Origin of the sequence: Achromobacter pulmonis (genome assembly GCF_002885955.2) — a bacterium.
Taxonomy (GTDB): domain Bacteria; phylum Pseudomonadota; class Gammaproteobacteria; order Burkholderiales; family Burkholderiaceae_B; genus Achromobacter; species Achromobacter pulmonis_A.
In genome coordinates this window covers 204,422-217,506 of the sequence record NZ_POQS01000005.1, presented here as the reverse complement: position 1 = coordinate 217,506, position 13,085 = coordinate 204,422, and the positions used below count along the sequence as shown (strand labels likewise).

The 13,085-nt window shown below is 68.9% G+C and carries 12 protein-coding genes and 1 pseudogene; 12 read left to right on the top strand and 1 reads right to left on the bottom strand.

Annotated features, from left to right (window positions below; translation table 11 throughout):
- Positions 1 to 157 precede the first annotated feature (157 nt).
- The 7 genes and pseudogenes from C1I89_RS19905 to C1I89_RS19875 all read left to right on the top strand — a co-directional run bounded on the left by C1I89_RS19905 (position 158) and on the right by C1I89_RS19875 (position 6,042).
- Positions 158 to 1,444 carry an ABC transporter substrate-binding protein gene (locus C1I89_RS19905; RefSeq protein WP_168202243.1) on the top strand — a complete coding sequence of 429 codons (1,287 nt, stop codon included), beginning with the start codon at positions 158 to 160 and terminating at the stop codon, positions 1,442 to 1,444.
- Positions 1,445 to 1,455: 11 nt separating this feature from the next.
- Complete coding sequence (locus C1I89_RS19900; protein WP_102774305.1) at positions 1,456 to 2,355, top strand: branched-chain amino acid ABC transporter permease; 900 nt, start codon at positions 1,456 to 1,458, stop codon at positions 2,353 to 2,355.
- 3 nt (positions 2,356 to 2,358) lie between these two features.
- The gene (locus C1I89_RS19895) at positions 2,359 to 3,318 is read left to right on the top strand and encodes a branched-chain amino acid ABC transporter permease (RefSeq protein ID WP_102774304.1); all 960 of its coding nucleotides are present in this window, start codon (positions 2,359 to 2,361) and stop codon (positions 3,316 to 3,318) included.
- Positions 3,315 to 3,776: pseudogene (locus C1I89_RS35765) on the top strand (ATP-binding cassette domain-containing protein); the annotation flags it as partial. The gene C1I89_RS19895 and the pseudogene C1I89_RS35765, both read left to right, overlap by 4 nt.
- Positions 3,777 to 3,955: 179 nt before the next feature.
- The gene (locus C1I89_RS19885) at positions 3,956 to 4,147 is read left to right on the top strand and encodes a hypothetical protein (RefSeq protein ID WP_102774303.1); all 192 of its coding nucleotides are present in this window, start codon (positions 3,956 to 3,958) and stop codon (positions 4,145 to 4,147) included.
- On the top strand, positions 4,147 to 5,106 hold the full coding sequence (locus C1I89_RS34900) for an ATP-binding cassette domain-containing protein (protein ID WP_219929597.1): 960 nt from the start codon (positions 4,147 to 4,149) through the stop codon (positions 5,104 to 5,106). The genes C1I89_RS19885 and C1I89_RS34900 overlap by 1 nt, the downstream gene beginning before the upstream one ends.
- A gap of 9 nt (positions 5,107 to 5,115) precedes the next feature.
- Positions 5,116 to 6,042 carry a carbon-nitrogen hydrolase family protein gene (locus tag C1I89_RS19875; RefSeq protein WP_102774302.1) on the top strand — a complete coding sequence of 309 codons (927 nt, stop codon included), beginning with the start codon at positions 5,116 to 5,118 and terminating at the stop codon, positions 6,040 to 6,042.
- Between the two features lie 42 nt (positions 6,043 to 6,084).
- On the opposite strand, the gene C1I89_RS19870 is transcribed toward C1I89_RS19875, so the two are convergent.
- Positions 6,085 to 6,684 carry a nitroreductase family protein gene (locus C1I89_RS19870; RefSeq protein WP_102774301.1) on the bottom strand — a complete coding sequence of 200 codons (600 nt, stop codon included), beginning with the start codon at positions 6,682 to 6,684 and terminating at the stop codon, positions 6,085 to 6,087.
- Positions 6,685 to 6,957: 273 nt separating this feature from the next.
- On the opposite strand from C1I89_RS19870, the gene C1I89_RS19865 reads away from it, so the two are divergent.
- From C1I89_RS19865 to C1I89_RS19845, 5 genes are read left to right on the top strand one after another with little or no spacing between them, the layout of a single operon-like run.
- Positions 6,958 to 8,094 (top strand): NAD(P)/FAD-dependent oxidoreductase, encoded by a 1,137-nt coding sequence (locus C1I89_RS19865; RefSeq protein ID WP_102774300.1) that lies wholly within the window; start codon positions 6,958 to 6,960, stop codon positions 8,092 to 8,094.
- 43 nt (positions 8,095 to 8,137) lie between these two features.
- On the top strand, positions 8,138 to 9,583 hold the full coding sequence (locus C1I89_RS19860; protein ID WP_102774299.1) for a M81 family metallopeptidase: 1,446 nt from the start codon (positions 8,138 to 8,140) through the stop codon (positions 9,581 to 9,583).
- Positions 9,584 to 9,635: 52 nt separating this feature from the next.
- Complete coding sequence (locus tag C1I89_RS19855; protein WP_102774298.1) at positions 9,636 to 11,207, top strand: ABC transporter substrate-binding protein; 1,572 nt, start codon at positions 9,636 to 9,638, stop codon at positions 11,205 to 11,207.
- 52 nt (positions 11,208 to 11,259) lie between these two features.
- Entirely contained in the window at positions 11,260 to 12,195 is a 936-nt protein-coding gene (locus tag C1I89_RS19850; protein WP_102774297.1) for an ABC transporter permease, read from the top strand.
- A gap of 11 nt (positions 12,196 to 12,206) precedes the next feature.
- Entirely contained in the window at positions 12,207 to 13,082 is an 876-nt protein-coding gene (locus C1I89_RS19845) for an ABC transporter permease (RefSeq protein WP_102774296.1), read from the top strand.
- The last annotated feature ends 3 nt before the right edge of the window (positions 13,083 to 13,085 follow it).

Here is a 13,085-nt window from a genome sequence, read left to right as displayed (position 1 = left end):
ACTTCCCAAGATAAAAGCGGCACATGCGACATTGACGCATATACCCGACAAACTTACGATTCGGCGTCATGATTCCCGTAAAACGGGAAGCAAAAGAAATCGATGTCGGAAATTTCCGTCATCTTTGTCCGGACGCGTACACCCAGGGGAGTCACTCATGCGCCTATCCCGTAAAACCGCACTGGCCACGGTCAGCGCCCTTTTGCTGTGCGCCAGCGCAGCCCAGGCCCAATCCGACCGCAGCGTCCGGATCGGCATCTCGACCTTCCTGTCCGGCGCCGGCGCGGTGTTCGGGGTGCCGGCCCGCGACGCCGCCGAACTGGTGGCCGCCGACATCAACCGCCAGGGCGGCATCAAGGGCGCGCAGGTGAAGCTGACGTTCTTCGACGAGAACCAGGGCGTGGACAACACGGTTATCGAGTACAAGCGCCTGGTCGAATCGAACCAGGTCGACGCCATGGTGATCGGGCTGTCCAGCTCGACCTGCCTGGCGGTGGCGCCGGTGGCCGAGCAGCTCAAGATGCCGACCCTGCTGTGGGACTGCGGCACCGCGCGGCTGTTCGAGGAACAGCGCTACGACCACGTGTACCGCACCGCCGACTACACGCCCTCGAACAACGTGGCCGCCGCGCTCTACCTGCTCAAGGACATGCCGCAGGTCAAGACCATCGCCGGCATCAACCAGGATTACGCCTTCGGCCGCGACAACTGGGCCGCGTTCAAGGAGGCGGTGCAGGCGCTGCGGCCGGACGTGAAGTTCGTGGCCGAGCTGTTCCCCAAGCTGGGCACGGCCGACTATTCGACCGAAATCTCGCGCCTGTCGGCGCTGCGCCCCGACGTCGTCTTCACCACGCTGTGGGGCGGCGACATGAACACCTTCGTCAAGCAGTCGTCCTCGCGCGCGCTGTTCCGCACCAGCCGCCTGGTGGCGCCCAACGGGCAGAGCTCGCTGGAGCAATTGGGCAAGACCTTCCCGGCCAACGCGATCGTGGGCATGCGCGGCGACAGCTGGGCGTTCAACCCGGCCATGCGCGACAACGCGCAGCACCGCAAGTTCGTGGAAGACTTCCGCGCCAAGACGCGCGCCTATCCCAGCTTCCCCGCCTACCACATGGCCCAGGCCCTGTCGGCCGTGCGCCAGGCGCTGGAACAGCGCTGGGACGGCCAGCCCGCCACGCTCAAGACCGCGCTGCTGCAAGGCTGGGACGGCCTGCAGCTGGACGACTACACCGGCAAGCTGGCCATCCGCGCGGACCACCAGGCCATGGAAGGCCAGCTCTACGGCGTCAGCAAGCCGGCCGAGGGCCAGCCGTTCCTGACGCTGTCGCGGCTGGCGCTGATTCCGCCCGAGCTGGTCTCGCCGCCGGTGGGCGAAAAGACCGACGACTGGCTGCGCACGCTCAAGCCGTCGCTGCTCGAACAGATCTCCATCCCGGCTGAATAACGGCGGCGACCATGCAGCAAACCCTATTGTTGGCGCTCCTGGACGGGCTGGCGCAGGCGTCGGTCTCGTTCATGGTCGCGGTGGGGCTGAGCCTGATCTTCGGCATCATGCGCATCCTCAACATCGCCCATGGCAGCTTCTACGCGCTGGGCGCCTATACGGCCGCGGCGCTCGGCCTGTGGCTGGCCGGCCCCGACGGCGGCGCCTGGACCTATCCCGCGCTGCTCGCGGCCGCGCTGGTGGTCGGACTGGCCCTGGGCCCGGTAATCGAGCGCGTGCTGCTGCGGCGCGTCTACGGCAAGGAACCCTCGCTGCAGATCCTCATCACCTTCGGCATCTTCATGATGCTGGAGGACGCGCAGAAGCTGCTGTTCGGCGTGGAGCCCATCTTCGCCGACGCGCCGCTGGCGCGCCTGGGCATGCTGGAGATCGGCGGCATCTACTACACCGTCTACCAGCTCGTGCTGCTGCCGGCCGCGGCGGTGGCGGTGATGGCGGGCCTGACCTGGTTCTTTTCGTACACGCGCCAGGGCAAGCTCATCACCGCCGTGATCGAGGACTACGAGGTCGCCTGCACGCTGGGCGTGAACGCCAGGCGCGTTTACCTGCTGACCTTCACGCTGGGCGCCATGCTGGCGGCGCTGGGCGGCGCGCTGGCCTCGCCCACCACTTCGCTGGTGCCGGGCATCGGCGCCGACACCATCGTGCTGTCCTTCGCCATCGTGGCCGCGGCCGGGCTAGGCCATTTCCAGGGCGCGGCGGTAACCGCGCTCATCATCGGGCTGGGCCAGGCGCTGTGCGTGCACCTGTACAGCGAAATCGCATCGGTCGTCCCCTACGTGGTGATGACGCTAATCCTGCTGGTCCGGCCCTACGGGCTGTTCGGCCGCGCGCAGGTGAAGAGGGTTTGAATCATGCAATTTTCTCTACGCGACAAGGCGCCCGTGCTGCTGGCCGCGGCCATCCTGCTGGCCGCGCCCGCGATGGCGCCCGGACTGCGCGCCATCCTGTTCATGGCGGTCGCCGAGGCGGTGGTGGCGCTGGGCATCCTGGTGCTGCTGCGCGCCGGCCAGATCTCCTACGGCCACGCGCTGTACTTCGCCGCCGGCGCCTATGCGGTGGCGTTCGGATCGCGCTGGCTGGGTCCGGAACTGCTGCTCACGCTGCCTTTCGCCGTGGCGTGCAGCGCGCTGCTGGGCGCGGCGCTGGGCGCCATCCTGGTGCGCTACCGCGACATCTTCTTCGCCATGCTGAACCTGGCTTTCTCGATGGTGGGCTTCACGCTGCTGCTCAAGCTCTATGACCTGACCGGCGGCAGCGACGGCCTGACCGTCGCGCAACACCGCTACGCCGGCCTGGCGCTGCCGGCCGACGACTACGGCCCGGCCACGTATGCGCTCGCGGTGGCGCTGCTGGCGCTGGCGCTGCTCGCCACCTCGCGCTATCTGGCCTCGCCCCAGGGCCAGGCGCTGTCGGCGCTGAAAACCAACGAGACCCGCCTGGAATACCTGGGGGTGTCGGGCCGCGCCGTGCTCTACCGCGCCTACGTCGCCTCGGCGGCGCTGGCCGGCCTGGGCGGCGCGCTGGCGGCGCTGGGCACCGGCCACGTCACGCCCGAACTGGGCTACTGGACCAAGTCCGCCGAATTCGTGTTCATCGCGGTGCTGGGCGGCGTGGGGCACGTGGCCGGCGCGCTGGCCGGCGCGGTGGGCTTCGAACTGCTGCGCAGCTACGCCAGCGCCGCGGCCGCCAACGCCTGGCAGCTCATCATGGGCGCCGTGCTCATACTCATCGTGCTGTTCGCGCCGCAAGGCCTGTGCGGCCTGGTCAGGAAAGCGGGCGCGGCCCGCGCCGCCAAGGAGGCCTCGGCATGAGCGCGCCCATCCTGCAGGCCCGCGGCCTGCACATCGAATTCGGCGGGGTCAAGGCCGCCAACGGCGTGGACCTGACGCTGCACGCGGGCGAACTGGCCTCCATCATCGGCCCCAACGGCTCGGGCAAGACCACCTTCCTGAACCTGTGCACGGGCTATGTGCGGGCCTCGGCCGGCAGCGTGCAGTTCGACGGCGTGGAATTGACGCGGCTGCCGCCGCGCCGGATCGCCCGGCTGGGCATCGCGCGCGCCTTCCAGCTGCCGCAGCTCTTCACCGAACAGACGGTCGAACAGAACCTGCTGCTCGCCATCGCCGCGCGCCGCGGCTTCTGGCGGCTGTCGCCGCTGTCCACCCCCGAGGCGCGCGACGAAGCCGCGGCGCTGCTGCGCCTGTTCCACCTGCAAGGCCACAGCAAGCGCGAGATCGGCTCGCTGCCCGAAGGCATGCGCAAGCTCATCGACATCGCCGTGGCGCTGGCGCTCAAGCCGCGCCTGCTGCTGATGGACGAGCCGACCAGCGGCGTCAGTTCACAGGAGAAATTCGCCATCATGGACATGCTCATACCCGTGCTGCGCGACCAGGGCATCACCGCNACGAGCCGACCAGCGGCGTCAGTTCACAGGAGAAATTCGCCATCATGGACATGCTCATACCCGTGCTGCGCGACCAGGGCATCACCGCCCTGCTGGTCGAGCACGACATGGAACTGGTCGAACGCTACATGGACCGCGTGGTGTTCTGGAACGCCGGCCAGGTGGCGGCGGTCGGCACGCCGGCCGACATCCTCCAGCGCGAGGACGTGCTGCGCGACGTGGTGGGAGCGATGTGATGCTGCATATCGACCGACTCACCGCCCGCATCGAAGGCGCCGCCGTCCTTCGCGAAGTCGGCCTCGATCTGTCCGCCGGCGAAACGCTGGCCCTGATCGGACGCAACGGCGCGGGCAAGACCTCGCTGCTGCGCGCCATCATGGGCGTGCTGCGCGCCGACGGCGGCACGCTGCGCTTCGACGGACAGGACCTGCGCGCCATGGACGCGCACCGGCGCGCCGGCCTGGGCATCGGCTACGCGCCCGAGGAACGCCGCCTGATCGGCAAATTCTCGGTGCTGGAGAACATCATGGTGCCGGCCTGGGCCTGCGGCCTGCCCGCGCGCGCGGTGCGCCAGCGGCTCGACCTGATCTACGCCGTGGCCCCCGAGCTGCCCGCGCTGAGCGCGCGCGCCGGCGGCCTGCTGTCGGGCGGCCAGCAGAAGATGGTGGCGCTGGGCCGCGCGCTGATGGCCGGCCACCGGCTGGTGCTGCTGGACGAACCGTTCCAGGGCCTGGCCCCGGCGCTGGCGCTGCGCTATGCGGACAGCCTGCGCANCCTGATCGGCAAATTCTCGGTGCTGGAGAACATCATGGTGCCGGCCTGGGCCTGCGGCCTGCCCGCGCGCGCGGTGCGCCAGCGGCTCGACCTGATCTACGCCGTGGCCCCCGAGCTGCCCGCGCTGAGCGCGCGCGCCGGCGGCCTGCTGTCGGGCGGCCAGCAGAAGATGGTGGCGCTGGGCCGCGCGCTGATGGCCGGCCACCGGCTGGTGCTGCTGGACGAACCGTTCCAGGGCCTGGCCCCGGCGCTGGCGCTGCGCTATGCGGACAGCCTGCGCACGCTGCGCCGCCAGCAGCCCGAGCTGGCCATCATCATCACCGAATCCAACCCCAAGTTGCTCGACGCCATGGCCGATCGCACCCTGTCGATCGAACGGGGCGCGATTTCCGCGGCAGACGCCGCCAGACAGACCCACTAAGGAGTCCCTATGCATTTGCGAGCCGCGGTGATCCAGACCGCATCGGTTCCCTTCGACAGCGCCGCCACCACCAAGAAGGTGGTCAAACTCATCCTGGAGGCGGCCGCGCAGGGCGCGCGCCTGCAGGTGTTCCCCGAGGCCCTGCTGTCGGCCTATCCCAAGGGCGCCGACTTCGGCGCGCGCGTGGGCGGACGCCTGCCGCGCGGACGCGATGAGTTCCTGCGCTACTACGACAGCGCCATCGACGTGCCAGGCCCCGAGACCGAACAGATCGCCGAGGCCGCGCGCGAGGCCGGCTCGTACGTGGTCATCGGCGTGATCGAGCGCGACGGCGGCACGCTGTACTGCACGGTGCTGTTCTTCTCGCCCGAGGGCGAACTGCTGGGCAAGCACCGCAAGCTCATGCCCACGGCGATGGAGCGGCTGGTCTGGGGCTACGGCGACGGCTCCACCCTGCCCGTGTTCGACACGCCCTTCGGCAAGCTGGGCTCGGTGATCTGCTGGGAAAACTACATGCCGCTGCTGCGCATGGCGATGTACGGCAAGGGCATCCAGCTCTACTGCATGCCCACGGCCGACGACAAGGATTCTTGGCTGGCCACCGCCCGCCACATCGCGCTGGAAGGCCGCTGCTTCGTGCTGACCGCCTGCCAGTACCTGACCCGCGCCGACTTCCCGGAGGACTACGACGCGATCCAGGGCAACGCGCCCGACACCGTGCTGATGCGCGGCGGCAGCGCCATCGTCAGCCCGCTGGGCGAGGTCCTGGCCGGACCGGACTATGAGGGAGAGTGCATCCTGACCGCCGACCTGGACCTGGACGACATTGCGCGCGGCAAGTTCGATTTCGACGTGGTGGGCCACTATGCGCGGCCGGACATCTTCCAGCTGGTGGTCGACGAATCGCCGACGCCGCCGGTCGTGCTCAAGCGCTGACCGGCGGGCGCGACGTCGGGCGCCCGCGGGCGCCCGGTGCGATCAGCCGATCACGCGGAAGCGTTCGGCGTCGTCCATGAACGGCTTCTCGCCGAAGCCGTTCTCATTGGAGCCGAACGGCATCTGCGCGCGCAGCTTCCAGTAGGCCGGGATATTCCACTGGCTCGCCACGGCGGCGTCGATCAGCGGGTTGTAGTGCTGCAGGCTGGCGCCAACGCCGGCGTTGGCCAGGGCGGTCCAGACCGACAGCTGCGCCATGCCGCCGGCCTGTTCGGACCAGACGGGGAAGTTATCGGCGTACAGCGCGAACTTCTCCTGCAGGCTGCGCACCACGTCCTGGTCCTCGAAGAACAGCACGGTGCCCACGCCGGCGGCGAAGCTCTTGAGCTTGGCCTCGGTCTTGTCGAACCCTTCGGCCGGGGCGACCTTGCGCACTTCCTCGATGGCGATGTCCCACAGTTTTTCGCTTTCCGCGCCGAACAGGATCACCGCGCGCGAGCTCTGCGAGTTGAACGAGGACGGGCTGTGCTTGATCGCTTCCTGGATCAGCGTCGCCAGTTCATCCTTGGGCATCGACAGATTGCGGCCCAGCGAATATTGGGTGCGGCGCTTCTTCAGCGCTTCGAGGTAAGCATTGCTCATGACGATATGACCTTCCGACTGGTAGATAGAGAAACGTGCATGAGGAATTCTACGGCCGGCGATGGCGTAAAGCGCCGATGCGGCCGCGTTTCCGGCCGGAACAAACCGTTCCACTCATGCGCCAAATCTTCCGGCATCGCGGATGCGCCCATGCATTACAGGCCGGCCTGAAGCCTGCCGAGCCCATCAGGGCTTACCCCTATTACCCGTCTGCCGCCAAAAAACTATCGTATTCGAGAATTATCAAATAAGAGAATTCTCGATTCCGACAAAATGACAGCAGAGCCCCTATACGATTACGCCGTGATCGGCGCCGGCATCGCCGGCGCCTCGGTCGCCTACCGTCTCAGCGCCACGGCCTCGGTCGCCGTGTTGGAACGCGAGCCCCAGCCGGGCTATCACTCCACCGGCCGCTCGGCGGCCATGTTCATGGAAACCTACGGCACCGCGCAGATCAAGGCGCTCACGCGGGCCAGCCGCGCCTTCTACGAAAACCCGCCGCCGGGCTTCAGCGACACGCCGCTGCTGCATCCGCGCGGCGTGCTGTACGTGGCCACGCCCGAACAGGAAGGCCTGCTGCGCCAGGTGTATGAAGACTTCCGCAGCCAGTCGCCCAACGTGAGGCTGATCGACGCCGGGCAGGCGCTCGCCCGCGTGCCCTGCCTGCGCGCCGAACAGCTTTGCGGCGCCATCGAGGAGCCGGACGCCCGCGACATCGACGTGCACGCCCTGCACCAGGGATTCCTGCGCGCCATGACGCGCCAGGGCGCGGCGCTGCTCAACCGCGCCGAAGTGGCGGCCGCGGTCCACGCCGACGACGCCTGGACGCTGACGCTGGCCGACGGCCGCCAAGTGCGCGCGCGCGCCGTGGTCAACGCCGCCGGCGCCTGGGCCGACCAGGCCGCCGCCCTGTGCGGCGCGCGCCAGGTCGGGCTGCAGCCGTGCCGCCGCACCGCCTTCACCTTCTCCGGCCCGCAGGACGTGGATTTTTCGCGCTGGCCCGCGGTGGTCGGCGTCGACGAAAGCTATTACTTCAAGCCCGACGCCGGCCAGCTGCTGGGCTCGCCCGCCAACGCCGATCCGGTCGAGGCGCACGACGTGGTGCCCGAAGAACTGGACGTGGCCACCGGCATCTACCGGATCGAGTCCGCGACCTCGCTCACCATCCGCCGCCCCCGGCACACCTGGGCCGGGCTGCGCTCCTTCGTGCGCGACGGCGACTTCGTGGTGGGCTGGGACCCTGAGGCGCCGGCGTTTTTCTGGCTGGCGGCGCAAGGCGGCTATGGCATCCAGACCGCGGCGGCGACCTCGGAGCTGGCCGCCGCGCTGCTCATGCGCCAGCCGCTGCCGGCCCATCTGCACATGCACGGGGTGGACGCCGCCGCCGTGCGTCCCGCGCGCCTGCGCTGATTGTTCATCGACCCCCAACTCTCTCTTTACGCGGAGCGGCAGCATGAGAATATTTTCCGGGTCCCTCGCGACCGAGACCAACACCTTCTCTCCCATTCCCACCGGGCTGTCCGCCTATCGCGCGCGCGGCTACTACCCCGCCGGCCAGCATCCCGACCGCATGCAGATGTTCTCCGGCCCGCTGTGGGCCGCGCGCCAGCGCGCGCAGGGCAAGGACTGGACCCTGATCGAAGGCATGACGGCCGGCGCCACGCCGGCCGGCATCACCACCCGCCATGCCTACGAAACCCTGCGCGACGAACTGCTGGACGACCTGCGCCGCGCCGGCAAGGTCGACATCGCGCTGTTCGGCCTGCACGGCGCCATGGTGGCCGACGGCTACGACGACTGCGAGGGCGACCTGCTGCGCCGCGCGCGCGAGATCGTGGGACCCGATACCGTGATCGGCGCCGAGCTCGACCCGCATTGCCACCTGACCGCGACCATGACGGACAGCGCGGACTTCCTGGTCTGTTTCAAGGAATATCCCCACACCGACATCCTGGAGCGCGCCTACGACCTGGTGGACCTGTGCGTGGCGCGCGCCGAAGGCCGCATCCGCCCCACGCGCGCCGTGTACGACTGCGAGATGATCTCCATCATGCACACCAGCCGCGAGCCGATGCGCGGCTTCGTGGACCGCCTGCTGGCCATGGAAGGCAAGGACGGCGTGCTGTCGGTGTCCATCGCGCATGGCTTTCCGTGGGGCGACACGCCCGACATGGGCTCCAAGGTGCTGGTCTACACCGACGGCGACCAGGCCGGCGCCGACGCGCTCGCGCGCGCGCTGGGCGCAGAGATCATCGGTTTTCGCGACCAGCTCGCGCCGCCCTACCCGGGCGCCGACGACGCGCTGGACCAGGCGCTGGCGCTGGACGATTTCCCGGTGGTGCTGGCGGACTCCGCCGACAACGCCGGCGGCGGCGCGCCCAGCGACGCCACCTTCATCCTGGAACGCGTGCTGGCGCGCGGCATCCGCGACGTGGCCACGGGTCCGTTCTGGGACCCGGTGGCCGTGCAGCTCTGCTTCGAGGCCGGCGTGGGCGCGCAGATCAAGCTGCGCATCGGCGGCAAGGTCGCGCCGGTCTCGGGCCGGCCGCTGGACCTGGACTGCGAAATCCTGGCGCTGCAGCGCGACGCCGTCATGACCGGCCTGGCCGGCACGCCGGCCCTGCTGGGCGACACCGCCATCGTGCGCAGCCAGGGCGTGACGCTGGCCCTGACCACCAATCGCACCCAGGCCATGGGCACCGACCTGTTCACGCAGTTCGGCGTGGACCTGGCGGCCATGAAACTCATCATCGTGAAATCGTCGCAGCACTTCTACGCCTCGTACTCGAAGGTGGGCCGCCACGTCATCTACGTGGAGACGCCGGGCGCCATCACGCAGGACTACAACGCGTTGCCGTTCGTCAAGCGCAAGCTGCCGAAATGGCCGTTCACGGCGTGAAGCGCCATCCACCGCCGCCCGCCACGGGCGCCGCAAGACCAAGGGGAAAACAATGATCCGACGTATCAGTTTGCTGGGCGCAGCCGCCCTGCTGGCCATCGGCGCCGCCGCCGGCGCGGCCGCGCAAACCAAGACCCTGCGCCTGGTGCCGCACGCGGACCTCAAGACGCTGGACCCGCTGTTCAATACCGCCTACATCACGCGCAACCACGGCTACATGGTGTTCGACACCCTGTTCTCGCAGGACGGCAAGGGCCAGGTGCAGCCGCAGATGGTGGACACCTGGACCGTGTCGGACGACGGCAAGTCCTGGCGCTTCACGCTGCGCCCGGGCCTGAAGTTCAACGACGGCACGCCGGTCAAGGCCGAGGACTGCGTGGCCTCGATCCAGCGCTGGGCCAAGAAGGACACGCTGGGCCAGGCCATGATGGCCGCCGGCGCCGAGCTTGCCGCCACCGGCGACAACAGCTTCACGCTGACCTTGAAACAGCCCTTCGGCCTGGTGCTGGACGCCCTGTCCAAGCCTTCCGGCATGCCGCCCTTCATCATGCCCAAGCGCCTGGCGATGACGGACCCCAACACCCAGGTCACCGAAATGGTCGGCTCCGGCCCGTTCCTGTTCAAGCGCGACGAATGGGTGCCGGGCAACAAGGTGGTGTACGTCAAGAACCCCGCCTACGTGCCGCGCGCCGAGCCGGCCGACGGCCTGGCCGGCGGCAAGCAGGTCAAGGTGGACCGGGTCGAATGGGTCTACATCCCCGACGGCAACACCGCGACGGCGGCGCTGATGAACGGCGAGGTCGACATGATCGAGCAGACCACGCCGGACTTCCTGCCGGTGCTGGAAAGCAATCCGGACATCACGCTGAACACCTCGGTGTCCTCGCAGGGCATGGTCGTGCTCAACTCGCTGCATCCGCCCTTCGACAAGCCGCAGGCGCGCCAGGCCCTCTACTACCTGGTCAGCCAGAAGGAAATGCTGTCGGCCATGGGCTACCCCGAGAAGTACCGGGTCGACTATTGCGCCACGCTCTATGTCTGCGGCTCGCCCCCGGCCACCGACGCCGGCGCCGCGCCCTACGCCAAGCGCGACCCGGAACGCGCCAAACAGCTGCTGCAGGAGGCCGGCTACAAGGGCGAAAAGGTCGTGGTGCTGTATCCGACCGACCACATCAGCGCGCCGGCCGTCATGGTCCTGGCGCAGAACATGAAGAAGGCCGGCATCAACGTGGACCTGCAATCCATGGACTGGGCCTCGCTGGCCGCGCGCCGCCTGAAGAAAGACCCGCCCGCGCAAGGCGGCTGGAACATCTTCCTGACCTGGGGCGGCTATTACGACGCCAGCACGCCGGTGACCAACCCCTGGCTGTCCGCGGCCTGCGGCAACAGCCTGCCGGGCTGGCCCTGCGACAAGGAGCTGGACGCGCTGCGCACGCAATGGATCCGCGAAACCGACGCGGCCAAGCGCAAGCAGATCGCCGCGCAGCTGCAGGCGCGCGCCTACCAGACGGTGCCGTACGTCATGTGGGGCGAATTCAAGCCGGTCTCCGCGTTTCGCGGGCTGCAGCACACCGAGCTGCTCAAGACCGGCATCCCGGTGATGTGGAACATCGAAAAACCGTAAGGCAGACGCCGGGCGCGGCTTGCGCCCGGCCGCAAGCCGGGGGGAAAACAGCGTGAAATTCATACTGCGCCGCGTCGCGGCCGTCATTCCCGTCATGGCCGTGGTCGCGGTCGTGGTGTTCCTGCTGATCCACCTGTCGCCGGGCGACCCGGCGGCCGTCATCGCCGGCGACAACGCCACCGCCGACGACGTGGAGAAGATCCGCCAGAACCTGGGCCTGGACAAGCCGCTGCTGCAGCAGTTCGGCATCTGGGTCGCGCACATCGCCAGCGGCGACCTGGGCACCTCCATCGCCACGCAGATGCCGGTCTCGGAACTGATCGGCCAGCGCATGGGCCCCACCCTGTCCATCGCCGCCTTCACCATGCTGTTCGCCGTGGTCGCGGCGATACCGCTGGGCGTGCTGGCGGCCTGGAACGCCGGACGCTGGCTGGACCGGCTGGTCATGGTGGGCGCGGTCTGCGCGTTCTCGGTGCCGGTGTTCCTGATCGGCTACAGCCTGGTCTACGGTTTCTCCATCAAGCTGGGCTGGCTGCCGGTGCAGGGCTACAAGCCGCTGTCGGCCGGCCTGGCGCCCTACCTGCGCCACCTGGTGCTGCCCTGCCTGTCGCTGGGCCTGGTGTATATGGCGCTGCTCACGCGCATGACGCGCGCCACCATGCTGGAGGCACTGTCCGAGGACTACATCCGCACCGCCCGGGCCAAGGGCCTGTCGGCCGGCCCCATCGTATGGCATGCCTTGAAGAACGCCGCCAACCCCATCGTCACCACCATCGGCGTGGGCGTGGCGCTGCTGATCGGCGGCGTGGTGGTCACGGAGACCGTGTTCGCCATTCCCGGCCTGGGCCGCCTGACCATAGACGCGGTGCTGCGCCACGACTATCCGGTCATCCAGGGCGTGCTGCTGGTGGCCTCGGGCATCTACGTGCTGATCAACCTGCTGGTCGACCTGAGCTACCGGCTCTTCGATCCGCGCATCCGCTACTGACGGGGAGACGCATGACTACCGCAACCCTGCCGCTGCCCGCCAGGCGTACGCGCCTGCGCCGCGCGCTGAAATCGCTGCGCCGCCACCCGATGCTGTATGCCGGCGGCGCCATCCTGCTGCTCCTGGCCGCGATCGCGCTGGCCGCGCCGTGGCTGGCCACGGTCGATCCGCAGGACATCAATCCGATGGCGCGCATGAAGCCGCCCTCGTCCGAGCACTACTTCGGCACCGACGCCCTGGGCCGCGACGTCTACTCGCGCACGCTCTGGGGCGCGCGCGTGTCCCTGGTGGTCGGCCTGGTGGTGGCGGCGGTCGCCACCGCGGGCGGCGTCGCGCTGGGCATGGCGGCCGGCTATTTCCGCCGCCTGGACGCCGTCATCATGCGCATCATGGACGGCCTGATGGCCATTCCCGGCGTGCTGCTGGCGATCGCGCTGATGGCCACGCTCAAGGGCGGCCTGGGCACCGTGATCGTCGCCATCGTGATCCCGGAAGTGCCGCGCGTCGTGCGCCTGGTGCGCGCGCTGGTGCTGACGATACGCGAGCAGCCCTACATCGAGGCCGCGGTGTCCTGCGGCACGCGCGTGCCGGCCATCCTGCTGCGCCACGTCCTGCCCAACCTGTTCGCGCCGCTGATGGTGCAGGCCACCTTCATCGCGGCCTCGGCCATCCTGACGGAGGCCGTGCTGAGCTTCCTGGGCGTGGGCATCCCGCCGCAGATACCGAGCTGGGGCAACATCATGGCCGAGGGTCGCAACTTCGTGGCCGTGGCCTTCCACATCATCCTGTATCCCGGCCTGTTCCTGGGCGTGGCCGTGCTGGCCGTCAACCTGGTGGGCGACGGACTGCGCGACATGCTCGATCCGCGCCTGGCCAAAAAGCTGTAGGAG